Genomic DNA, 22,665 nt, shown 5'->3' on the forward strand with positions numbered 1-22,665 from the left:
TCAGACAGCGCATGAAGAAGTAGGCACGATCGTTGATATCCAATCATTGGGAGTCTGCCCCTATCTCACGTGCGGTTACCCGGACAGGCTCCTAGAGGCACTCTCCGCCGGGAGCGCCTCCCTGGTACAATGGGCACAGAGACCAAGCCCGTGTTCGCCGGAGGACCTGGCCCGGTGGGGAGGGCCGGTCCGTGGTCCGGGCGAAGGGCCCGGTGAGGAGAGGAGGCCGGTTGATGCGAGACGTGTTGAGTCGTGGAACTGCGCCGTCCCTGGCGGTACCGCTTGGACTGGTGGAGGATGCGTTCCGACGCCTGGAGAAGCGGCTGGAGGGGATGACCGAGGAGGAGTATCACTTCACGGGTCCGGATGACGCCAACTCCACGGCCATGCTGCTCCGGCACCTGATCCTGGTGGACCTCACGTACCTCCACATCATGATGGGCGACCTGGGGAAACTCCAGGAGATCCAGGCGAAGTACGGGCCTTTCCAGGACGAGAGCGGGCGTATTCCTGGGGTGGCAGGCGCCTCGGGCAGCGCGCTCCTTGAGGAGTACCGCGGCGTGATCGAGATGGTCCGGCAGTATGTCTCTGGCCTGACGGACGAGGCCGCGGCGCGGGAGGTTAAGGTTCCCTGGTGGCCCGAGCCCGCCACGGTCCGCTACATGCTCTGGCACATGGCCAGCCACTCGAGCCACCACCAGGGGCAGATCGCCCGGCTCCGGGCGGCGTACAAGCAGCGGTGACCGCGTGACCGCATACGGATCCTGAACCGTGCCATTCTGACAAGCTGACAAAATGACAGAGATACACAGAACGCCGGGGGTGACATTTTGTCACCCCCGGCGCCGCACTTCCTGCCGCTCACAGTGCTGCAGTCCTTGTCATCTCCGGTGCCGCAGCACGCCCCCTTCGGCCTCCGGCGCACCGCCGGGAGCGCCGCAGGGCGCTCCTCGAACCGTTGGCACGACCCTTGCTGTTACCTTGGGGCGAACGCCACCAGATCCAGCAAGGGGAGGGACCACGATGACAGCAGCAGCCCCGGAACCCGGCTCCCGGAAGGAACCCCAGTGGGCGATGGTGATCGACCTGCAGAAGTGCATCGGCTGCGATACCTGCACGGTCTCCTGTAAGGCCGAGAACCGCACTCCGCCAGGCATCAGTTACAACGTCGTCATCGCGATGGAACTCGGCGAGTTCCCCAACACCCGGCGGGCCTACCTGCCCAGGCCCTGCATGCAGTGCGACAGTCCGCCCTGCGCCGGCGTATGCCCCGTCGGCGCCACCTACAAGGGCGAGAGCGGTGTGGTCATCATCGACCACGACCGCTGCATCGGCTGTCGCTACTGCATCGCCGCCTGCCCCTACGGCGCCCGCTCCTTCGACTTCGGCGAGGGCTACGACGAGATGATCGCCTACGCCGAGGTCCAGGCGCCCGAGTACGGGGTCCGGCGCGGGCCCCGTTGGAGAGGCGAGGCCCCCATCGGCACCGTGCGCAAGTGCACCTTCTGCCTGCACCGCATCAACCGCGGCGAGGAGCCCGCCTGCGTGGAGACCTGCATCGGCGACGCCCGCTACTTCGGCGACCTGAACGACCCGAACTCGGTGGTGGCCAAGCTCGCCTCCAGCCCACGGGCGTTCCGGCTCAGGGAAGAGCTGGGCACCCAGCCCCGGGTCATCTACTTGAAGTAGGAGGAGGGAGCACACGATGTCTGCACTGACCAGGGATGAGGCCGCCCTTCGGCTCGACCACGAGCAAACCGCCCCCGGGCCCAACAGGCTGATGCGGGCGGGCTGGTACCTGCTGCTCGTCACCCTGATGGCGGCCGGTGGAATCGCGGTCCTCCAGCGTACCGTGAACGGCCTTGCCGCGACCAACCTGACCTCCACCACCCCGTGGGGTGCCTGGATTGCCTTCTACATCTACTTCGTCGGCCTCTCCGCCGGTGCGTTCCTGCTCTCCAGCCTCATCTACGTCTTCGGCATGACCCGGTTCGAGCAGGTGGGACGCATGGCGCTGCTCACCGCCCTGGTGTCGATGATCGTCGCCCTCGTCTTCGTGCTCATCGATCTGGGCCGGATGGAACGGGCCCTCAGCGCTCTGGTCCACTTCAACTGGCTGTCGCCGCTGGCGTGGGAGATGCGCTTCTACCTCATCTACATCCTGCTGCTGGCGGCAGAGTTCTGGTTCGCGATGCGGGCCGACCTCGTGCGCCGCGCCGCACGGTCCCGCCTCGCCCGCTGGCTCAGCCTCGGCAGCAGGTCCACCGACACCGCGCAGGACCATCGGATGCTGCGGGTGCTCGGCACCATTGGCGTGCCCATTGCCATCTTCGGCGTGCACGGCGGCACCGGCACGATCTTCGCCATCGTCAAGGCCCGGGGCATGTGGTTCTCGGCGCTCACGCCGATCGTCTTCATCGTGTCGGCCCTGGTCTCGGGCACCGCGCTGCTGGCCCTGCTCTACATCCTGCGGCAGAAGGCCCTGCGGCGGCCGGTGGACAGCCGGATGGCTGCCGACCTGGGCAAGCTGCTGGGCGGCTTCCTGCTGGTGGACCTGGGCCTGCTCTTGTACGAGTACCTGGTGCCGCTGCTCTCCATGGCGCCGCACGAGACCGAGGTCCTGCACGTGATGATGGAGGGGCCTTACGCCTGGAGCTTCTGGATCCTGCAGCTGGGCATCGGCATGGTGGCGCCGGCGATCATCCTGATGACCCGGCTGCGGGAGTCCGTGCCGCTCACCGCATTGGCCGCGCTCATGGTGGTCGTGGGCATCGTCGGGGTGCGCTTCAACATCGTCGTGCCGCCGCTGGTGATCCCGACACTGCGGGGGTTGCCTGCCGGCCAGTACTTCCCGAGCGCGGTGGAGTGGTGGTCCAGCGCAGGCATCATCGCCATGGGGCTCCTGCTCTTCAGCCTGGCCGCCGACCTGCTGCCGGTGGATGACGACGCTCACGAGATCGGAGGGACGGCTCATGACTGACGATCGCAAGCACAGTGTGACCCGCCGACAGTTCGTCGCCGGGGCGGTGATGGTGGGTGGCTCCATCGCCGCCATGCCCCTGCTGGGCGGCGGCATCTCCCAGGCCTTCGACGAGCCCTTCGCCAACCGCAAGCACCACGGCGTCGGCGACTTCGGTGAGCCGACCCCGGCGGAGCGGGTGATCTACACCACCTGCGAACAGTGCCAGACCCACTGCACGATCAAGGTGGTGCTGACCGACCCGGCGGTGACCGGGGGCAAGGCCTACGTGCGCAAGATCGCCGGCAACCCCTACTCGCCGCTCAACACGGTGCCCTACGATCAGATCCCCTACGACACCTCGCCTTTCGCCGCCGCACAGGGGCACGGTGACCTTGCGGTGGACGGGAGGCTCTTCGCCGGCGGTCGCACATGCCTCAAGGGGCAGGCCGGAATCCAGACGGCCTACGACGCCTACCGCATTGCCAAGCCGCTGAAGCGGGTGGGGCCCCGGGGTTCGGGCGAGTGGCAGTCCATCTCGTGGGAGCAAGCCATCCAGGAGATCGCGGACAGGCTCAGGCCCCACATCGGCTACGCGCCCAAGGAGCAGGTGATGGCCGACTGGGCGAAGGTGAAGGCCGGGGAGATGACGCAGGAGGCGTTCGACGCCAAGTACAGGGACGTCCTGGTCAACACGTTGCACCCCGACCTGGGGCCCAAGTCGAATCAGATCGCCTTCGTCTTCGGCAACCGCGACGGCTTCATCACGCGGATGTTCAACCAGGCCATCGGGACCATCAACACCTTCAACCACGGCGGCATCTGCGGCGTGCCGGGGGTGGCGGCCAACGTGCGCGGCCGCAACGGCACCCAGAGCAAGAACCGGCAGTACGCCGACCTCGATCACTGCGAGTACCTGATCGCCTGGGGCACCAACCTGGCCGTGGCCAACAAGGGGCCCACCTGGCTGGCGCCGCGACTCATGAACGCAATCCAGCGGGGCATGAAGCTGGTCGTGGTGGACCCCCGGCTCTCCAAGACGGTGGAGAAGGCGCACCTCTGGGTGCCCGTGAAGCCGGGCATGGACATCGCTCTAGCCTTCGGCATGATCCGCTGGATCATCGAGAACGAGCGCTACGACGAGCGCTACCTGCGCAATCCGGGCAAGAAGGCGGCCGCCGCCGATGGCGAACCGACCTGGTCCGACGCCACACACCTGGTCAACCTGTCGAACCCCGACCGGCCGAAGCTGCGGGCAAAGGACGTGGGCCTGGAGGGCGACGCCTTTGTGGTGCTGCAGGACGGCGTTCCCGTTCCGGCCACCGAGGCTATGGACGGTCAGCTGGAAGTGGACACCGAGATCAACAGGATCCGGGTGAAGTCGGCCTTCACCCTCCTGAAGGAGCGGGTGTTCGAGAAGAGCATCGCCGAGTACGCCGAGATGGCCGGGGTGCCCGAGGCGACCATCGTCGAGATGGCCCGGGACTTCACCGCGCACGGCAAGCGGGCCGTCGCCGTCTCCTACCGCGGACCGGCGATGCACACCAACGGCTTCTACGCCGTCTACGCCATCGGCATCCTCAACTACCTGATCGGCAACCACGACTGGAAGGGCGGCGAGAACTCCTCGGCCGTGCGCTATAAGGAGACCACCGGAAGCCGCTACGACGTGTCAAAGGTGGAGGGCGGCTACGCCCCCTGGGGCGTGCCCATCACACGGGAGAAGCAGGTGTACGAGCAGAGCTCACTGTTCGCGCGCGACGGCTACCCCGCCAAGCGGCGCTGGACTTTTCTGGGCGGCAACGCCTGCCACGAGGTCATCCCATCGGCCTACGACGAGTACCCCTACGCGCTCAAGGCCTTGTTCATCAACCGGATGTCGCTGGTGGAGTCCGCCCCCGGCGGCAACGTCCAGGCCGAAATGCTGAAGGACGAGCAGAAGCTGCCGCTGGTGGTGGCCTTCGACGTGGTGATCGGCGGCACGTCGCAGTACGCCGACTATATCCTGCCCGACCTGACCTACCTGGAGCGGTGGAACCTGCTCTCCATCTACCCTAACCAGAACCTGAAGGAGAGCCACATCGAGCAGCCGGCCTGCCGCGTGATGGACGGGCCCAGGGCGGTGGAGGACGTTCTGATCGACCTGGGCAAGGTGCTGGGGCTCAAGGGCTTCGGGCCCAACGCCTTCCCGGGCGGCCACAGTCTCGACAGGGCGGAGGACTACTACCTGAAGATCGTGGCCAACATCGCCTTCGACGAGGAGCCGGTGCCGGACGCCTCGCCGGAGGAGCTGGAGCTGTTCAGCCGGGCCCGGCGGATCGCCCTGGGCGATCGGTACGACGAGGAGGCCTGGAAGGCGGCGGTTACGCCGGAGGAGTGGCCGAAGGTGGTCTACGTGCTGAACCGCGGAGGGCGGTTCGCCCCGCCGGACACCGCCTACGAGGGCGAATGGCTCGCGATGCGCTACGGCGGCCAGGTGAACCTCTACGATGAAGTGGCGGCGCGGCAGAAGTCGTCCTACACGGGCAAGTACTACGACGGCACGCCGCTGATCTGGAGCGCCGTGGACTACACCGGCAGCGAGATCCAGGACAACCTGCCGCTTCAGTTCACCAACTGGAAGTCGAGCCACCTCTCCAACCACCGCACTATCGGGAACGCCTGGCTGCGGGAGATCCGGGAGGAGAACCCGGTGTGGATCCACCCGAGGGATGCCGCCGCACGGGGCATACGGCACGGCGACCGGATCCGGCTGCGGTCGGCCTCGGCCACTGTGGAGGCCACGGCCTACATCACCGAGGGCATCCGGCCCGGGGTCGTCGGGGCCGAATTCTCCTATGGGCACGAGACCTACGGTGCGAGGGCGGTGACCATCGACGGCGTCGTGATCCCGCCGGTGACTGCGTACGGACACACGGGGTACGACATGCGGCAGACCGGGACGGAACCGACGGGCCTGGCGCCGGGCCGGGGCACGGGCTTCCGGGTGAACGACCTGATCCGGCAGGACGACCACCTGGGCCCGGGATCCAGCCTCGTGGATGCGCTGACCAACGCGAGCGCCCAGTACGACACGTGGGTGGAGGTTGAGAAGGTGTAGGCCTACGGGGGGCCAGTCAGGCGCATACCCGAATCCACAGCCGTGATGCGGGGTACACCTGCGCCGACCCAAGAGGGGAGAGGGTTACAGGCGGGAGGGGCTGGTGGATGGGCGATGTCGAGTACGTCAACTGGGCCGGGCGGATCAGGCTGGAGTGGATGGGGCGCCCGCAGGAACTGCCGCCCGTTGAGCTGATCACCAGCGTCCACAGCTTCTGCTTCCTGGACGGCAAGCTGATGCTGGTCGACCTGAACGAGCGGGGATGGGACATCCCGGGCGGGCACCGGGAGCCCGACGAGTCCGCAGAGGAGTGCGTGCTGCGCGAGACGATGGAGGAGGGCTACGTGCGGGGCGTGCCCACCCTGGTCGGGCTCGTCAAGGTGGACCACAGCGAGAACGACCAGTGGCGGCCGGGGGGCAAGTACCCGAAGGTGGGCTACCAGGCCTTCTACCGCGTGGACATCACCGAGGTGCTGCCGTTCGGCGCCGAGTTCGAGGCGGCCCGCCGCATCTTCGCCGCGCCCGCGGAGGCGCCGCGGCTCCATCCCCGCTGGAGCCGCATGCTCGAGCGGGCGTTGGCTGCTGCGGTCTCCTCAGTCCGTTGAGGCGGCCCGGCCGGTCTGCGCGGCCGGCGAATACGCCCGCACGGATGCCCTGCCGACGCGAACGGGGCCGTCCCCTGAGCGACCTGCTCTGGCGGGACGGCCCCTCTCCAGTCACACCCTCAGCAATCCCCGGAAGCCCCGGGCGGCGTAGTACGACTCCGCGCCGTTGTGATACGTCCAGACCGTGCTGTACCGGCGGTCGCAGAACATCGCGCCGCCGAGCCGCCGGATCTCCGGGGGCGTCTGCACCCAGCTCGACGTCTTCGTGTCGAAGGCGCCCAGCTTCTGCAGGTCGCGGTACTCCTGCTCGGACAGCAGCTCGATGCCCATATCGGCCGCCATGCCGATTGCGCTGCCCGCGGGCTTGTGCTCCTTCCGCGACTCCAGGGCCTCCGGATCGTAACAGAGGCTCCTGCGCCCCTTGGGGCTCTCCGGGGAGCAGTCGACGAAGATGTACTCGCCGGTCTGGCTGTCGAACCCGACCACATCGGGCTCGCCGCCGGTCCGCTCCATCTCGTGGAGGGACCAGAGCTTCTCCGGGTTGGCCTCCAGCCTGGACTGCACGCCCGCCCAGTCCAGGCCCGGATGCCGGTTCATGTTCTTCTCGAAGCGGGCCTGCAGCGTGCGGAGCAACTCCGCGCGCTGCTCGGGCGAAAGCACGCGATCCGCGTTCCCCATGCGCTCACACCACCCCGTTGCGTGTCTGGCTTCTCATTCCCCTGAAGCGCCGAACGTAGGGTGAACTCCCCCTGCCTGGTTGATTCCCCCTGGGCGGCATTGGCCAGCCGGGCGCCGCAGCCAGGCGAGCTGGGCTAGACTTGGCTCAACCGCTGCAGCGCGGTTTCCCTGTCCGGCACGAAGAAGACATGCCGGCCCCGGTTGCTCTCGTGGATAAAGTCCCGCAGGGCCTTGCTGTCGTACACGCCGAAGTCACCGACGATGGCCAGGGCGAACCGGTAGTTGGAGACCTTCTGCAGGATCTCCCCGGCGAGGCCGGTCCGCAGGTTGAAGAAGTCCTCCGCGATACAGGCCTTGTCGATGATGACCTTGCTGCACTCGTGGTTGTAGTAGATGGTGGCCATCAGGTCCAGCGCGTCCTGCGCCGTGTTGATGATGACCTCCGGGCTCTCGACCAGTACCACATCGGTGCCCTCGATCCTGGTGATGTCGACTGCCACATACGCCACTCCTCTGCCGCAACGGCCTGCGGTGGGGGTTTCTGCCATTCTACAGGCTGCGGCGGGATCCGTCAACGCGGGGAGAGGATGCCGCACAGCGCCACGGGCTACGTGCTCTTCCTCGGCCGAAGCTGCGGGAGCACCGGCTGCGGGTGACTGCGGGTAGCCGATCCTGCAGGGGCCGCCCGGATGGCTGGTCGGCCCAGATGGCTGGTCCGCCCGGGCTACGGGCCCGCCGGGTAGCGCAGCCATTCGCTGTTCGCCCACCGGATCAGCAGCAGCCGTCCGTCCGGCAGCCAGCCCGCGACATGGCCGCTGCCGTACTGTCGCTCTGCTCCGTCGGCGCTCAAGACCACTACGTCGTCATAGACCTGATCCTGAACCCGGTACGCGAACCCGCCGGGGCCCGGCACCCATTCTCGCTGCGCCTCGGCCGGAGGGTCCGGGGCCTCCTCCAGGGAATCGGACGCGAGGTCGAGCCGCAGGTAGCGCCAGGCGCCGAACTCGGGGGCCGGCTCCCGGATCAGCAGCGACGAGCCGTCCGGGCTGAAGGAGAGCTCCAGCCAGGGCGCAAACTCGCTGTGCGGGATGCGCACCCTGACCTGCCGCTCGGCCAGGATCCGGTCTTCCCCGGTCTCCAGGTCGTGCAGGACGATGCTGCCGGGCGCCAGCTGGTGCTCGTCCTCCTCCCGCATGTCGTACGTGATGCCGGCCAGCAGGCGGCCGTCGGGCGAGAGGGCGGTGAAGGCGGTGCCGCGGCTCACCTGTACCTCCGCCTGCGTCATCCCCTCCTGCCACCGGTGAATCCGATCGTGGTCCGCAACCACCAGCTCCCCCGGCCGCCAGTAGATCCGGTACTGCCAGTCGGTGAGGCGGATGCCCGTCTGGTGCAGGTCTCCGGTGCGGACGTCCAGCGCCCAGATCTGGGTCCTGATGAGGTCGGTCGGGTCGGTGGCCATCAGGGCCACCCGGTCGCCGGACGGAGCGACGAGCGTGCGGTAGATGTTGACCGGCGCACGGCCCAGGGCCTCCTCCTGCCCGGTCACCGGGTCCAGCAGGCTCAGCCGCGGCTCCTCGCCGGTGAAGAGCTCCAGCAGCGACCGGGTCGTCGTGAGGCCGTGGTCGGCCAGGATGCCGTTCAGGTTCAGCGAAAGGTGCGGGGGCGGGGAGTCCAGCCGGATGGTGATCTCTCCCCCCTGCCGCTCGAACGGCAGGCCTGCTCCCGAGACGTATCCTGCGATAACGGCGAGGTCGGCGCCCCCCTCGGACCGGAGGCGGAGCTCCATCGGGCGGCGCGGCAGCGTGCTGCCCGGCTCCACCGGCGTCCACTCGCCGCCGTCATACCGGTACTCCATCACCACTCGGGGCGTGGTGACGCGCTCGAACTCGAATCCCAGGTCCACGGGCTCGCCGCCCGGGCCGAAGGGGCCTGCGAGCCTGACGGTGACCAACTCTCCCGGCTGCCCGGCGGGCAGGCGCACGAGGAAGAGCTGCTCACCCGAGACAGACCACAGAGGTTCGACCTCAGGCTCCCCGGCGCCGGTAATGTCGAGCGCGGCCTCGGCTGCGACCGGGTCCGCGGCGGGCGGAAGGACGAAGTAGACCGTGACCTCGTCGCTGTGGACGTGGAGGCGGCAAGTGCCTGCCACTACATCCCGGGGCACCGTCTCCCGCAGCCACGGGTAGATCAGGCTGGCCCGGGGGACCACGTCTGCCTGGTAGAGACAGCCCTCCGGTGCCGCCTCGGCCCCGCCGTGTGGGTTGCCTGCCCCAGTGCTGCTCTGCGGGGCCCCTGCATCCGTCGCTCCCATCGGGTCGGCCGGGCCGGCCCCACCCTGTGGCGTATCCGCACCGGCCGTGCGTTGCGGGTCCCCCTGTCCGGGCGGTTGCGCGGCCGGGTCTCCCGCAGCAGCGGGAGACTGCGGGCCGGCGGTGCCCTCGGGGGGCGTTGTGCCGGAAGCTCCCGGACGTATGGAGGGCGTGCATCCGGACAGGAAGAGGAGGACGAGTACCGCCAGCGCACTGCGCCTGAGCCGCATGACTTTTCACTCCCTTGCATCCTTGCCTGTTAGACCGACCGGCATTCGCATCGGTTCCCACCTTTGACCAGAGGACGCCCCAGCCGCCACCTCCGGTCGGGGTGGCGGCTGGAACTGCGGCGCGTGGGGAGGGGTCTAACGTGCAGAAGGGGGCTGATGACGCATGCAGAGGGTGCTCGCGTGGGCTACCGCTCTCCTGGTCGCCCTCGGCGCCGGTTGCGCGGGCCCGGCGCCTGCCGCGCCGGCCAGTGCACCGGTTGCCGGGGAGGAGGGACCGCCGGCTTCTGCGCCCGGCACGATCGGCGCCGAGCCCCAGGTTTCCGGCCCTCACGCGCCTGGGGAGGAGGCGCTTCCCTCCACGCCTGGCAGTTCCCCCGCCGGGGAGGAGCAGGAGTCCTCCGCGCCCGGCAGTGCACCCGCCGCGGGAGAGGATGGACAGGCGGTCCCCGCGTCGGAGGTGGCAGGACAGATCCGGGCACGGCTGGCGGGGATGTCGCCGCCGGAGGCCGCCGGCATCAGGGACGGATGGAACATCCCCGGGTGGGCGGTCTACTGCGTGGGAACCGCTGAGGTTCCGGAGGAGGCGGTGCTCGCCTGCCAGTGGGGCCAGGGCTACAACGCCCTGTACGATGGCCGGGTGCTCTTCTGGCGCGAGGGCGGGGAGTGGCGCAGCCAGCCGTACCCGCCTGACGGCGTGGTGGGTGTGGGCAGCTTCCACGGCCTGCGGCGGGAGGGCAACCTGGTGCAGGTCGTGATGAACGTGGGCGGCGGCCAGACCCGCTACGTGGCGCAGGTGGGGCTGCTGGCCTACGAAGGCGGGGAGTGGCGGGCCGTGTGGGGGCCCGAGCCGCCTGAGTCCAACGCGCTGTCCGCCGTCGTGGTCCAGCCTCCGCACGGGATCGACCGCTACACCCGATTCCTCGGAACGGACGGGGTCTCCCTGCGGGAGGAGTGGGAGCGGGACGGGGCCCGGTACGTGATGCGCAGCCGGATCGAACTGACCCCGGATGAGAGTTTCGTGTCTTCGTTTGCGCAGGTTCTGCTCAGCGATCCGGAAGCGGCGCGCTGGTCGTCAGCGACCGCCGGGGCGCTGGAGCAAGCCTTACAGATGGAACTTCCCGAGCGGCTGCGAGAGGGGTTCACCGCAAGGAGCGTCGGCGCCGGTGAGGTGCTCCTGGAGGCGGCCGGCGGTGCCGGGGCCTGGCGGGTGACCGTCGTCGAGGCCGACGGCCGGAGGATGGTGACGGCCATCCGGCCGAACTGAGGGCAGGCGGACTGCCCATGCGTGTGACCGCGGGCGCCGGGCGCATGGCGGCCATCCTGGTCGCCTTCCACGCCCGGCGGCACGGTCTGGGCTACGACGCGGCTGTGCGGCGTTGGCTGGCGCGCTCCTGACCGGTGGCTGGCGGCGCGTCAGCGCCGGACGGGGATCCAGATCTCGCTGCGGAAGGTCGGCGACGAGGTGTCGTCGCTCTCGTTCCACAGGATCTCGGGGCCCGGCGCGGCCTCGTAGCCGGAGGAGGGGAACCACTCCGAGTAGATGCGCGCCCAGGTGTCCTGCAGGGCCTGCGGGAAGGGGCCCACGGACTCGAACACGGCCCAGGTGAGCGCGGGGACCTCGAGGACCTGGAAGCCCGGCGGGCAGGGACGGTCGGTGGCGGCGCCGATCCACTGGTCCAGCGAGCCGCCCTCCTGCCGCCCCTCCGCGAAGTTGAGCGACGCCTGCAGGATGCCCACCGGCTCCACGTTGGACAGGGCCTTGAGCTGCCGGATTCCCTCGATGCCCAGCTCCTTCCACATGGCCGCAATCTCCGGGTTGACGCCCTTGTACTGCAGCCGCACACGGCGCATGATGCCCACGATGCGGAACGCGTCCTTCTCCACGATTCGGTAGTGCATTTCGGTGCCCCCTTGGATGGTGAGTTGGAAGGTCATGCGGGAGAACGCCCTCAGCGCCTGCCCCGGCTGCTTCGCTTCCGAAGGCGGGATGCCGTGCTCCGCGTGGAAGGCCCGGGCGAAGGCATCGGGCGACTCGTAGCCGTACTTGAGCGCCACGTCGGTGACGCGGGCGCCGGTCGCCAGGTCCTGCGCGGCCAGCGTGAGTCGCCGGCGGCGGATGTAGGCGGAGAGCGGCATGCCCGCCAGGGCCGCGAACATCCGGCGGAAATGGTACTCCGAACAGCCGGCGACGCGGGCCGCAGCCCGGACGTCCACGTCCTCGTGCAGGTGTGCCTCGATGTAGGCCAAGGCGGCGTTCAGGTCGTGCAGTGGGTTCACGCGATGACCTCCCTCGCACCAGACGATAGCAGACGCACCGAACCGGCGCCCGACCGATTCGGTGCAAGATCTGCAGGGGGCCATTTCACAGTTCGATGCTGAGTCGGCACGAACATCACGTTGCAGAGCCTGCACGGCGTAGCGGCGTCGGCACCATGCAGCGTGGCGACCACTTACCGCCAGTGTTCCCTGGGGATGTAGTCGAACAGCAGCCCGCTCGTGCAGCGAAGCCGCACGTCGATCCACTCGCTGCCCTTGCGCAGCGCGAGGGCGAGCGGCACGCAACGCTGGGCGGGAATGCCCGGGATCAGCCGGCGGAACCGGTCGAGCCGGGCGGCCGCGAGCGCGTCCCGCGCCGCCAGCGGCACCAGGCCGGGCTCCGCCAACTCCGCCCGCTGCCCGTCGTGCAGCATGGCCACGGACGAGACCTGGGCTGCGGCCCAGATTCTCCCGCCCACGGGGTAGAGGTACGCGCCGGTCAGGGCGCACGCCAGCGCAGCGAACAGCATGAGCAAGCTCCGGGCTGCCGTCCTCCGCATGTTGCTCACCGCCCAGGAAGGTGTAGTGCCGAGCTCACAGGTGTTCACCCCCCGGCCCGGGCCAGCCTGCGCAGCGGCTGGCCGTCGCTCTGTCCTGTCCCTGCACAGGATCGGCTTCGGCCGATCGGTGTTCTGGACCGTCCCCGCAAAGCATCGGCCGACCGGTGTTCTGGACCGTCCCCGCACAGCACCGGCTGACCGGTGTTCTGTACCGTCCTCGCAGACCATCGGCTGATCGGTGTCCGGTCCGGGCCCGGGAGAATGCTGCACCTGCCAGAGCGATATTCGTCTCCCAGCGCCCTGCGCCCTCCATTGCCGCACAAGCGCGAACCCGCCGCCCGGGCCGGCCCCGGGCGGCGGTGTTCTCATGCGGCCACACGCCCTAGCGGCGCGTGCGCACCGTTGTATAGATGCCGTTGTCGGTACCCCGCACGAACAGGTAGAGCCGGTCGGCGAAGCGGACCCCCTCCGGGCCGCTGGGGGTGCGCCCGCCGCCCGGGACCTCGGTCCACCCGGTCCACTGGCCCCGCCGGTCCCGCACGTTCAGGTAGATGCCGTCGTCCGTGCCCCGCACCAGCAGGTAGAGGTTGCCCCGGTAGACGACGGCACCGGGGCCGCTGGGGGTGCGCCCGCCGCCCGGGATTTCGGTCCAGTTGGTCCACTGGTTCGGCCCTCGCATGGCGGCGCCGTAGATGCGGTTGTCGGTGCCCCGCACGAAGAGCCAGAGCGTGCCCATGTAGGAGACGATGGCCGGCGCGTCGGGCGTGGCGCCGGTCGGCACCCGCTGCCAGCCCCGCCACTGGCCGTCGTAGCGCTGCACCCAGACCGCGTTGTCGGTGCCCCGCACCGCCAGGTAGAGGGCGCCCTGGTGGACGGTGACGGACGGCCCGCTGGTCGTCAGGCCGCCGCCCGGGACCTCCGTCCAGCCGCTCCACCGGCTGCCTGTCAGCCGGTTCTGGTAGATGCGGTTGTCGGTGCCCCGCACGAAGAGGTGGAGCGAGCCCCGGTAGCTGACCCCGCAGGGCGCGCTGGGCGTGCGCCCCTGCCCGGGCACCTCCCGCCACTCGCCCCAGCCCGTGCGCCGGCTCATCCGGTTCCAGTAGATCCCGCTGTCGGTGCCCCGCACGAAGAGGTGCAGGTCGTTCTGGTAGGTGATCGGCGCGGGCGAATCCAGCGTCTCGCCGGTGCCGATCCGCCGCCAGTTGGACCAGCCGCTGCGGCTGAGAGGGCCGCCCTCCTGCCGCAGGTTCCACTCCACGTCCCGCTCGTCGTCCATGTCGTCGTCATCCCGATCCGGGCGGCCCCAGGGCGGCGTCGGCTGCGGCCACTGCTGCACGAGGGGCATGCCCGGGCCAGGCCAGCCTGGCATCAACCAGGGTGGCAGTTGCATGCGGTATCCTCCTTCGTAAGTACGGTTACCGCCAGTTTATGTAGAGCAGGGGGGAGGGGTGCGGTCGGGAACCCGGTCAGACGCGGACCAGGCGGGCGGGTGCGTTTGGACGTGCCCGCCCGCGTGTGCTGTTCTACCGTACTAGTACAGTTGAGACAGACCACGAGCGTGCGTTGGTACATTAGTGACGTGCCGGGCCGGAACTCCGTGACACCGCCGCGGACAGCCCAGGCCAGCGCACCGGCGGCTTCGCGGCGGCCGTGAGCCAGAAAACCGCCAGGCCATCTCCCCCGACAGCCTCGCGCCGGCGGAGGACCCGAAAACCGGCAGGCAGAGCGGAACGCCTGGTCGGCGGCGATGCCCGCACGGGGTCGGCGCCGCCGGTATCCGATCGGGCCTCACCTTTTTTTCACGAAGTAGCGCCACATACCTATTGATCCAACTTTGGGACCGTGGTATGAATTCCATTGAACAGATGCACAGCAGTGAACAATTGTTCACGCACCACGGTTCCCAGTAGATGTCGGGTTCACACGAGTCGGCAAAGGCATGAAGAGGGGGCGGTTGTGCACGTGAGTACTCAGGCTCGGTCCCTGACCTGGCAGGACGAGGTCCGGCGTGTGGCCAGGCGCGTCCGCATGCGGGTGCTGGAACACACGCTGAACAACAACGGCGGCTACATGAGCCAGGCCTGCTCCTCCGCTGAGACCCTGGCTGCGCTGTATCTGAAGATCATGAACCTGGGTCCCAGCGAGGCGCCGATGGTGCCTCCGCCGTTCCCGGGCGTCCCGGGTCCCGGCAACACCAACTACTTCACCGGCGCGGCCTACAACGGGCCCCGCGCACCCCATCTGGACCGGTTCTACCTCTCCCCGGCGCACTACGCCCTGGTGCTCTACGCCACCCTCATCGAGGTGGGCCGCATGGCGCCGGAGGGGCTGGCGCAGTTCAATCAGGACGGCAGCACCGTGGAGATGATCGGCGCCGAGCACTCGCCCGGCATGGAGGTCACCACCGGCTCGCTGGGGCAGGGCCTCAGCCAGGCGATCGGCGTTGCGGTCGCCCGCCGGATGCGGGGCGAGACCGGCCGCACCTGGGTCTACATGTCGGACGGCGAGTTCCAGGAGGGGCAGACCTGGGAGGCCATGCAGTTCCTCTCCTTCTACAAGCTCGACCGCGTCGGCATCTACGTGGACGTCAACGGCCAGCAGTGCGACGGCGCCATGGAGTCCGTGATGCCCATCGAGCCCCTGAAGGCCCGCCTGGAGGCGTTCGGCGCCCGGGTCTTCCAGGTGGACGGCCACGACCCGGAGGCCCTCGCCGCGCCTGCGGCGCTGGAGCCCGACGGCCGGCCGCTGGTCGTCCTGGCCTACACTGACCCCTGCCGCGGGCTGGACCTGCTCCGGCGCAACGCCCCCAAGTTGCACTACTTGCGGTTCAAGAGCCCGGAAGAGCGGCAGCTCTACGAAGGGGAACTGCGCAAGATGCAGGCGGAGGAGGGCGTATAGCATGGAGTTGCTCAAGCGGGTACACGCGCACAACATCGTGGCCTGGGCCAAGGACAGGCCCGAGGTGGTCGTCCTGTCGGCCGACCTCACGAGTTCCAGCGAGGCTGACCTCTTCCGCGACACCTATCCCGACCGCTTCTTTAGCTTCGGCCTGTCCGAGCAGAACATGCTGAGCGTCGCCGGCGGGATGGCCCGCGAGGGTCTGACCCCCTTCGTCCACACCTTCGCCGTCTTCATCTACCGCCGGGCGTACGACCAGATCGCCATGTCCGTGGCGTACCCGAACCTGCGCGTGCGGATGATCGGGTTCCTCCCCGGCATCCTGACGCCGGGCGGCGCGACGCACCAGGCCATCGAGGACATCGCCGTCATGCGGGCCCTGCCCAACATGACCATCCTCGAGACCGGCGACGCGACCGACGTGGAGTCCGTCCTGGACGTGGCGCAGGCGGTGGACGGCCCCGTGTACGTCCGGATGCTCCGGGGCGAGATCCCGCGCCTCTTCGACGCCAGCGAGCCCATGCGGTTCAACCGGGCACGGATCCTGAGCCGCGGGACGGACATCGCGCTCCTCACCTCCGGCATCTGCACCGAGGAGGCCATGCGGGCCACCAGCGTGCTGAAGGCGCGCGGCGTCTCCATCCAGCACCTGCACGTGACCACGCTCAAGCCCTTCACCGACCCGGCGGTGCTCGAGGCCGCGGCGGGCGCCAAGTACGGGGTCATCACCATGGAGAACCACTCCGTCATCGGCGGCCTGGGCACGGCCGTGGCGGAGGTCATGGTCGAGGCCGGGCTCGGCAAGCGCCTGGTGCGCATCGGCATCCCTGACGTCTTCGCGCACGGGGCCAGCCGCCAGTACCTCATGAAGGAACTCGGGCTGGACGCCATGGCACTGGTGCGCAAGGTGGAACAGATGGTCGGCCAGGCGCTGGGCATCACCGAGGAGGACCTGGCCGCCGTCCGGCTCACCGCAGTCCACAGCGATGCAAAGGCGGAGGCACTGTAATGATGCTGCCCAATCCTACGCTCAACCTCTCAGGCGACCGGTTTGCCGTTCACTACCGCATCGCGGCGACCGACGAGGCCCGGCAGCTCGCGGAGGCCGTCTGCCTGGAGCAGACGGTGGAGTTCCCGGCGGACCTGGTGCCCAGCGGTGACATCCGGCAGAAGATCGTCGGCCGGATCGAGTCGCTGGAGCCCGTCGGCCCGGGCGTCTCGGAGGCCGTGATCAGCTACGCGGTGGAGACCACCGGCTTCGAGTTCACCCAGTTCCTGAACGTGCTCTTCGGCAACACCAGCATCAAGCCCGGCATCCGGGTGGAGCGGTTCACGCTGCCCGAGTCGCTGCTCAGCAGCTTCAGGGGGCCGCGCTTCGGGGTGGCGGGCCTCAGGGAGTACCTGGGCGTCTTCGACCGCCCCCTGCTCTGCACGGCGCTCAAGCCGCTGGGCCTGTCGGCGGCGGACCTGGCGAACCTGGCCTACCACCTGGCGCTGGGCGGCATCGACATCATCAAGGACGACCACGGCCTCGCCAACCAGGCCTTCGCCCCCTTCGAGGAGCGGGTGAAGCGCTGCGCCGAGGCCGTGGAGCGGGCCAGCCGCGAGACCGGGCGCCGGTCGATCTACATGCCCCACGTCGCCGGGCCGGTCGACACGGTGGTGGCGCGGGCCCGCCTCGCGAAGGAGGCGGGCGCCGGCGGGCTCCTGGTCTCGCCGGGGCTGGTCGGCTTCGACACCATGCGGCTCCTGGCCGCCGACGACTCCGTCGGGCTCCCCATCATGAGCCATCCGGCGCTGCAAGGCAGCTTCGTCACCAGCCCTGCCAACGGCATCTCCCACTTTGCCCTGTTCGGGCAGATCGCCCGCCTGGCGGGCGCAGATGCCACGGTCTACCCCAACTGGGGCGGACGCTTCTCCTTCAGCCAGGAGGAGTGCGGCTCCATCGCCGAGGGCGCCAGGGTGCCGATGGGCCACATCAAGCCCATCTTCCCCACGCCCGGCGGCGGCATGAGCCTCGGCCGCGTTCCCGAGATGCTCCGCTTCTACGGCAAGGACGTGATCTTCCTGATCGGCGGCGGCCTCTTCCAGGCCGGTCCGGACCTGGTGGCGAACTGCCGCAGCTTCCTGGCCACCGTCTCCGCCTAGAAAGGGGGAGTGACCCGTGCCCTTCCGAGTGCTGGGGCCCGACGACCCGGCGCTGGCCGCACTGGAGGACGCCTGCCGGGCGCACCCGGAGTGGGAGACCAGCCTGACCATCGTGCCCTGGGCCGAGTACCGGGACACGCTGATGCAGACCCTGACCGCGCCGACGGCGCCCTATGAGGCGGTCTTCGTGCCCGGGCACGTCTGGGTGCCGGAGCTGGCGGATGCCGGCCTCCTGGCCCCCCTCGACCCGCTCTTCGACCGGCTGCCCCAGCTGGTCGACAGCTACCGGCCCGACGACATCCTGCCGCCCCTGGCCCGGGAGAGCCGCTTCGCCGGCGCCCAGTACATGCTGCCCTTCTTCTCCGACGGCCACCTGGTCTTCTTCCGGCCGGACGAGGCCATCCCGGACCCGGGCGAGGGCGTACCCCTCATCGGCCCCACCGAGATCGCCCGGCTGGCGGCCCGGGCCCACCGCCCGCCGACCTGCTACGGCCTGGCGCTCAAGGCCCACCCCAGCGAGATCCTGCTGGACTGGCTGCCCTACCTGTGGGCGGAGGGGGGCGACGTCCTGGACGAGGACGGACGGCCCGCGTTCGCCGGCCCGGCCGGCGTCCGGGCGCTGGAGGCGTACTGCGCGCTGCGCCCTTACTGCCCGCCTGACACCGACCAGTTCGGCAACGGCGAGATCGCCGCGTGGCTCCAGCACGGCCGGGTCGGGGTCGCCGCCTCGTGGGGCGGCCAGGCGGCGGCGATCATGCTGGCCCCGCACGCGGCCGGTGCGGCGGCCTACCGGGTGGGGACCTACCCCCAGCCGTGGAACGGCACGTGGGGCATCGCGGTGCCGGCCAACCTGCCCCCGGCGGTGCAGGAGGGCGTGCTCGCCGTCCTGCTCCAGGCGGCCGGGCCCGAGACCGACCGCGCGGTCACCCGGGCCGCAGGCAGCCCGGTCCGCCGGTCCAGCTACACACCCGCTGAGTTGGAGCGGTATCCCTGGCTCCGGGCCCAGTACGAGATGGTCCACCGCGCCCGGACCCTGCCCGTCCATCCCAGGGTGGGCGCCTTCCTCGGCGCTCTGTACGCAGCGGTCCACGACGCCTTCACCGGAAAGGCCAGACCGGGCGAGGCGCTGGCCCGGGCGGAGGCGCAGGTCCGGGGTGTTCTCGCGGAGGGATAGCCGACATGCAGGTGCACAGCGAAGCGGACCTGAAAGTGCTGGTCGCCTGGATGTACTACGACGAGGGGCTGACCCACGAGAAGATCGCACACCGACTCAACCTCTCCCGGGTCGCGGTGACCCGGCTGCTGCAGAAGGCCCGCAAGGAGGGCATCGTCCAGATTCAGATCACGCGGCCGCTGCCCGTGCAGTTCAAGCTGGAGCAGCAGCTGGAGGCGACCTTCGGCCTGAAGCGGGCCGTCGTCGTCAAGACGTACGGCGACTGGCGGACGACGCTCGACGCCCTGGGCCGGGCCGGCGCCCAGTACCTGCGGAGCCTGCTCTTCCCCGGCTGCCGCCTGGGGGTGGCGTGGAGCGAGACCGTGCGGAGCATCATCCCGTACCTGCAGCGCCCGAAGCAGCCGCTGCAGGGCACGGTCAACGAGCTGGTCGGCACCCGCACCATGCAGACCAACCCGTTCAGCGTCAGCGTGCAGCTGGCCGACGCGCTCGGCATGCCGCTGGAGGCCATCCCGGTTCCCGTGGTGGTCCAGAGCAAGGCGGCGCGCGACGCCATCCTGAGCGAGGAGTCGATCAGGACGGCCATGGAGCACGCCCGCCAGGTCGACGTTGCGGTCGTCGGGCTGGGCGATGTGGGTCCGGAGTGCACCATGGTCCGGACCGGCCACCTGCAGGCGGCGGACGTGGCCGTGCTGCGGGAGCGGGGCGCCGTCGGCGACATGCTGATGCGCTTCTACGACTCCCAGGGCCGTCACGTGCCCGGCCCCCTCGAGGAGTGCGTCATCTCCCTGGAGTGGTCTGAGATCCGGCGGCTGCCGCACATCGTGGCGATGGCCGGCGGCCCCCGGAAGGTGGAGGCGATCCTCGGCGCCTTGCGCGGCGGCCTCTGCCACAGCCTGATCACAGATTCCGATACCGCCCGGAACGTTCTGGAACGGGCTGGAGTCGGATGATACTTCGGATCCAAATAAACATGCCTAGGAGGGTGTCCTGTGAGACGGTACCTGGCTGCGCTTCTGTCCCTGCTGTTGCTCGTGGGTGTGACCGCATGCTCCAAGCCCGCCAGCAATGCGCCCGCCGAGCCTGCGACGCCTTCGACCCAGAGTGGTGGCTCGTCCCAGACCGACGCATCGCTCGAAGGTGTTCCCGAAGCCCTGACGGCCAAGCAGATCCGCGTGGCCGTGGTGCGCAACCTGTCCTCCGATGACCACACGAAGCAGTTCCTTGACGGCGCCCGCAAGGAGGGCGAGTCCTTCGGGTTCAGCGTCGACACGTTCCTCTCCGACGGCGATGACTCCCGGTTCCAGGAACTGGTCGCCCAGGCCATCCAGAAGGGCTACGACGGCCTGATCGTCTCCCACGGCAAGGTCGACTACTCCTACGACATGCTCAAGCCCGCCGTCGACAAGGGGATGAAGGTGGTCGCCTTCGACACCATCATCGACAAGAACGGCGAGTCGCTGCCCGAGGTCACCACCACGTTCCAGGACGACTTCAAGCTGGCCGAGCTCTCGCTGGAGGAGGTCGCCGCGCTCGCCCAGAACGGCCAGCCCGTGCGGGTGCTGAAGCTGTGGATGGCCGGCTTCCCGCCGCTGGACCGGCGTGAAACCATCTACAAGCAGTTCGAGGAGGCCGGCAAGATCGTCACCCTCGAGACCGTCGGCGTCTCCAACTTCCAGGACGTGCAGGGCGACATCGCCGCCAAGGTGGGCGCGTTGCTCGCCAAGTACCCGCCCGGCACCGTCGACGCCATCTGGGCCTGCTGGGACGAGATGGCCAAGGGTGCTTACCAGGCCCTGGTGGAGAACAACCGCACCGACATCCCGATGATCTCCATTGATATCTCCAACCAGGACATCAACCTGATGCGCGAGCCCGGCAGCAAGTGGATCGCCACCGCGGCCGTGGACCCGCAGCTGATCGGCATCGTGGACATGCGCCTCCTGGCCAAGAAGTTCGCCGGCGAGCCGACCCCGCTGTACTACGACCTCGAGGCCAAGCTGATCAAGCAGGAGCACCTGAAGCCGGAGACCAACATGACCAACCTCAACGACGTCGTCCCGGGCTGGGGCGAGTCCGACGCCTTCAACGAGCCCTGGATGGATACCCTCCGGGCCAAGTACGGCAAGTAGCAGTCCGGTGAGATGAGGTGGGAGGAGAGAGGGGTATCTCTGCCGATCCTCTCTCCTCTTCACTCAGTAACCAGTGGTGAGGGGCGAGAGGCGTGAACGAGCCAAGGCGGCACTCCATCCGGATGGAGGGCATCTCCATCGAGTTTCCCGGCGTTAAGGCGCTGTCTGACGTGGACTTCACGTTGACCAGCGGAACCATCCACGCCCTGGTCGGGGCCAACGGCGCCGGCAAATCCACCCTGATGAAGGTCCTTTCGGGGGCCTATGGCCACTACACGGGCAAGATCTTCGTCGACGGCCAGCAGGTCAGCATCCGGACGCCGCGCGACGCGAAGAAGCTCGGCATACAGATCGTCTACCAGGAAGTGGACACGGCCCTGATCCCGCACCTGAGCGTGGCGGAGAACATCATGCTGGACGTGCTGGTCAACAGCATGGGCCGCAGGCAGTTCGTCAGCTGGTCACAGATCCACGCGTCGGCGGAGCAGGTGCTGCGGCGGCTGAACATCGACCTCGACACGCGGACCCTGATCCAGGACCTCAGCCTCGCACAGAAGCAGATGGTGCTGATCGCACGGGCCATCGCGGAGGAGACCCGGTTCCTCGTCCTCGACGAGCCCACCGCTCCGCTCAGCAACACCGAGACAGAAGAGCTGTTCCGGGTGGTCGAGGACCTGGCGTACAACCACGGCGTCGGCGTCATCTTCATCTCACACCGGCTGCCGGAGCTGTTCGCGATCTGCCGGGAGATCACCGTCATGCGGGACGGCACGGTCGTCACCAGCCGCCCCATGGACGGGCTCAGCGTGAACGACGTGGTGGAGCTGATGCTCGGCCGCAAGTTCGAGGAGAGCTACGCCAAGCGGCCGGTGGAGATCGGCGACACGCTGTTCGAGGTGAGGGGCCTCACCGAACTGAACGGCGCGGTGACCGACGTGAGCCTCACGGTCCGCAGCGGCGAGATCGTGGGCGTGGCCGGACTGGTGGGCGCGGGCAAGACCGAACTGTGCAAGACCATCTTTGGCGCCCTGCCGGCTCGCTCGGGCGAGATGGTGCTCAGGGGCAAGCCGCTGAAGGTCACCTCTCCCTTCGCCGCGGTGAAGCAGGGCCTCGCCCTGGTGCCGGAGGAGCGGCGCAAGGAGGGGGTGCTGGTGGAGGAGTCGGTGGTCACCAACCTCACCGCCGCCAGCCTCGGGAACTTCTGCGGGGCGCTGGACTTCATCAACAAGCGGTCCGAGCGGGCCGCCGCACGCAAAGTGATCGCAGACCTGAAGGTGAAGACCCCCAGTGAGGAGCAGAAGGTCGCCTACCTGTCGGGCGGAAACCAGCAGAAGGTGGCCGTGGGCAAGTGGCTCATCGCCGACGCCGACATCTACATCTTCGATGAGCCCACCAAGGGCGTGGATGTCGGGGCGAAGCGGGAGATCTTCGACCTGATCGGCCAGCTTGCGGCCATGGGGAAAGGGATCATCTACGCGTCGTGCGAGCTGTCCGAGATCCTCGCCATCACCGACCGCACGTACGTCATGTACGACGGCTGCATCGTGAAGGAGCTGCGGACGGCGGAGACCACCGAACAGGAAATCCTTTACTGGTCGACAGGGGGCAAGTGATCC

At 68.9% G+C, this 22,665-nt stretch carries 19 protein-coding genes; 13 read left to right on the forward strand and 6 right to left on the reverse strand.

Going from position 1 to position 22,665, the window contains the following annotated elements:
- Positions 1 to 233 precede the first annotated feature (233 nt).
- The 5 genes from J2Z79_RS11615 (at position 234) to J2Z79_RS11635 (ending at position 6,664) form a co-directional block, all read left to right on the forward strand.
- A complete protein-coding gene (locus tag J2Z79_RS11615) occupies positions 234 to 743 on the forward strand; it encodes a DinB family protein (RefSeq protein WP_209467059.1) in 510 nt (169 codons plus the stop codon).
- 280 nt (positions 744 to 1,023) lie between these two features.
- Positions 1,024 to 1,689 (forward strand): 4Fe-4S dicluster domain-containing protein, encoded by a 666-nt coding sequence (locus J2Z79_RS11620; protein WP_209467060.1) that lies wholly within the window; start codon positions 1,024 to 1,026, stop codon positions 1,687 to 1,689.
- A gap of 16 nt (positions 1,690 to 1,705) precedes the next feature.
- The gene (gene nrfD / locus J2Z79_RS11625; protein ID WP_209467061.1) at positions 1,706 to 2,980 is read left to right on the forward strand and encodes an NrfD/PsrC family molybdoenzyme membrane anchor subunit; all 1,275 of its coding nucleotides are present in this window, start codon (positions 1,706 to 1,708) and stop codon (positions 2,978 to 2,980) included.
- Positions 2,973 to 6,059, forward strand: a complete 3,087-nt coding sequence (locus J2Z79_RS11630) for a molybdopterin-dependent oxidoreductase (RefSeq protein ID WP_209467062.1) — start codon at positions 2,973 to 2,975, stop codon at positions 6,057 to 6,059. The genes nrfD and J2Z79_RS11630 overlap by 8 nt, the downstream gene beginning before the upstream one ends.
- Before the next feature lie 107 nt (positions 6,060 to 6,166).
- Positions 6,167 to 6,664 carry an NUDIX hydrolase gene (locus tag J2Z79_RS11635; protein WP_209467063.1) on the forward strand — a complete coding sequence of 166 codons (498 nt, stop codon included), beginning with the start codon at positions 6,167 to 6,169 and terminating at the stop codon, positions 6,662 to 6,664.
- A 111-nt stretch (positions 6,665 to 6,775) separates the two neighbouring features.
- Here the strand turns inward: J2Z79_RS11635 and J2Z79_RS11640 are convergent, their stop codons facing one another.
- From J2Z79_RS11640 to J2Z79_RS11650, 3 genes are all read right to left on the reverse strand, one after another.
- Positions 6,776 to 7,342, reverse strand: coding sequence for a DUF4256 domain-containing protein (locus tag J2Z79_RS11640; protein ID WP_209467064.1), 567 nt, complete (start codon positions 7,340 to 7,342; stop codon positions 6,776 to 6,778).
- Positions 7,343 to 7,476: 134 nt separating this feature from the next.
- Positions 7,477 to 7,842, reverse strand: a complete 366-nt coding sequence (locus J2Z79_RS11645; RefSeq protein WP_342589474.1) for a DUF4180 domain-containing protein — start codon at positions 7,840 to 7,842, stop codon at positions 7,477 to 7,479.
- 224 nt (positions 7,843 to 8,066) lie between these two features.
- Positions 8,067 to 9,491, reverse strand: coding sequence for a WD40 repeat domain-containing protein (locus tag J2Z79_RS11650; RefSeq protein ID WP_209467066.1), 1,425 nt, complete (start codon positions 9,489 to 9,491; stop codon positions 8,067 to 8,069).
- Between the two features lie 847 nt (positions 9,492 to 10,338).
- On the opposite strand from J2Z79_RS11650, the gene J2Z79_RS11655 reads away from it, so the two are divergent.
- The gene (locus J2Z79_RS11655; protein ID WP_209467067.1) at positions 10,339 to 11,145 is read left to right on the forward strand and encodes a hypothetical protein; all 807 of its coding nucleotides are present in this window, start codon (positions 10,339 to 10,341) and stop codon (positions 11,143 to 11,145) included.
- A 149-nt stretch (positions 11,146 to 11,294) separates the two neighbouring features.
- Here J2Z79_RS11655 and J2Z79_RS11660 read toward each other — a convergent pair whose 3' ends face one another.
- The 3 genes from J2Z79_RS11660 to J2Z79_RS11670 all read right to left on the reverse strand — a co-directional run bounded on the left by J2Z79_RS11660 (position 11,295) and on the right by J2Z79_RS11670 (position 14,087).
- The gene (locus J2Z79_RS11660; protein ID WP_209467068.1) at positions 11,295 to 12,158 is read right to left on the reverse strand and encodes an AraC family transcriptional regulator; all 864 of its coding nucleotides are present in this window, start codon (positions 12,156 to 12,158) and stop codon (positions 11,295 to 11,297) included.
- Between the two features lie 173 nt (positions 12,159 to 12,331).
- Positions 12,332 to 12,697, reverse strand: a complete 366-nt coding sequence (locus tag J2Z79_RS11665) for a hypothetical protein (protein WP_209467069.1) — start codon at positions 12,695 to 12,697, stop codon at positions 12,332 to 12,334.
- Between the two features lie 382 nt (positions 12,698 to 13,079).
- Positions 13,080 to 14,087, reverse strand: coding sequence for a DUF8189 domain-containing protein (locus tag J2Z79_RS11670; RefSeq protein ID WP_209467070.1), 1,008 nt, complete (start codon positions 14,085 to 14,087; stop codon positions 13,080 to 13,082).
- Positions 14,088 to 14,659: 572 nt separating this feature from the next.
- Here J2Z79_RS11670 and J2Z79_RS11675 point away from each other — a divergent pair.
- The 7 genes from J2Z79_RS11675 (at position 14,660) to J2Z79_RS11705 (ending at position 22,662) form a co-directional block, all read left to right on the forward strand.
- Positions 14,660 to 15,595 carry a transketolase gene (locus tag J2Z79_RS11675; protein WP_209467071.1) on the forward strand — a complete coding sequence of 312 codons (936 nt, stop codon included), beginning with the start codon at positions 14,660 to 14,662 and terminating at the stop codon, positions 15,593 to 15,595.
- A 1-nt stretch (position 15,596) separates the two neighbouring features.
- Positions 15,597 to 16,604 carry a transketolase family protein gene (locus J2Z79_RS11680; RefSeq protein WP_209467072.1) on the forward strand — a complete coding sequence of 336 codons (1,008 nt, stop codon included), beginning with the start codon at positions 15,597 to 15,599 and terminating at the stop codon, positions 16,602 to 16,604.
- A complete protein-coding gene (locus tag J2Z79_RS11685) occupies positions 16,604 to 17,743 on the forward strand; it encodes a RuBisCO large subunit C-terminal-like domain-containing protein (protein WP_209467073.1) in 1,140 nt (379 codons plus the stop codon). Before J2Z79_RS11680 ends, J2Z79_RS11685 begins: the two co-directional genes overlap by 1 nt.
- A gap of 16 nt (positions 17,744 to 17,759) precedes the next feature.
- Entirely contained in the window at positions 17,760 to 18,917 is a 1,158-nt protein-coding gene (locus tag J2Z79_RS11690; protein WP_209467074.1) for an ABC transporter substrate-binding protein, read from the forward strand.
- A 5-nt stretch (positions 18,918 to 18,922) separates the two neighbouring features.
- Positions 18,923 to 19,870 (forward strand): sugar-binding transcriptional regulator, encoded by a 948-nt coding sequence (locus J2Z79_RS11695; RefSeq protein ID WP_209467075.1) that lies wholly within the window; start codon positions 18,923 to 18,925, stop codon positions 19,868 to 19,870.
- A gap of 39 nt (positions 19,871 to 19,909) precedes the next feature.
- Positions 19,910 to 21,049 (forward strand): sugar ABC transporter substrate-binding protein, encoded by a 1,140-nt coding sequence (locus J2Z79_RS11700; RefSeq protein WP_209467076.1) that lies wholly within the window; start codon positions 19,910 to 19,912, stop codon positions 21,047 to 21,049.
- Between the two features lie 92 nt (positions 21,050 to 21,141).
- Positions 21,142 to 22,662 (forward strand): sugar ABC transporter ATP-binding protein, encoded by a 1,521-nt coding sequence (locus tag J2Z79_RS11705; RefSeq protein ID WP_342589475.1) that lies wholly within the window; start codon positions 21,142 to 21,144, stop codon positions 22,660 to 22,662.
- Positions 22,663 to 22,665: the final 3 nt, after the last annotated feature.

Source organism: Symbiobacterium terraclitae (assembly GCF_017874315.1).
Lineage (GTDB): Bacteria > Bacillota > Sulfobacillia > Symbiobacteriales > Symbiobacteriaceae > Symbiobacterium > Symbiobacterium terraclitae.

Excerpts from the sequence above, each read along its gene's own strand:
- J2Z79_RS11615 (WP_209467059.1), top strand. The coding sequence starts at position 234 with ATGCGAGACGTGTTGAGTCGTGGAACTGCGCCGTCCCTGGCGGTACCG.
- J2Z79_RS11620 (WP_209467060.1), top strand. The coding sequence starts at position 1,024 with ATGACAGCAGCAGCCCCGGAACCCGGCTCCCGGAAGGAACCCCAGTGG.
- nrfD (WP_209467061.1), top strand. The coding sequence starts at position 1,706 with ATGTCTGCACTGACCAGGGATGAGGCCGCCCTTCGGCTCGACCACGAG.
- J2Z79_RS11630 (WP_209467062.1), top strand. The coding sequence starts at position 2,973 with ATGACTGACGATCGCAAGCACAGTGTGACCCGCCGACAGTTCGTCGCC.
- J2Z79_RS11635 (WP_209467063.1), top strand. The coding sequence starts at position 6,167 with ATGGGCGATGTCGAGTACGTCAACTGGGCCGGGCGGATCAGGCTGGAG.
- J2Z79_RS11640 (WP_209467064.1), bottom strand. The coding sequence starts at position 7,342 with ATGGGGAACGCGGATCGCGTGCTTTCGCCCGAGCAGCGCGCGGAGTTG.
- J2Z79_RS11665 (WP_209467069.1), bottom strand. The coding sequence starts at position 12,697 with ATGCGGAGGACGGCAGCCCGGAGCTTGCTCATGCTGTTCGCTGCGCTG.
- J2Z79_RS11670 (WP_209467070.1), bottom strand. The coding sequence starts at position 14,087 with ATGCAACTGCCACCCTGGTTGATGCCAGGCTGGCCTGGCCCGGGCATG.
- J2Z79_RS11680 (WP_209467072.1), top strand. The coding sequence starts at position 15,597 with ATGGAGTTGCTCAAGCGGGTACACGCGCACAACATCGTGGCCTGGGCC.
- J2Z79_RS11685 (WP_209467073.1), top strand. The coding sequence starts at position 16,604 with ATGATGCTGCCCAATCCTACGCTCAACCTCTCAGGCGACCGGTTTGCC.
- J2Z79_RS11695 (WP_209467075.1), top strand. The coding sequence starts at position 18,923 with ATGCAGGTGCACAGCGAAGCGGACCTGAAAGTGCTGGTCGCCTGGATG.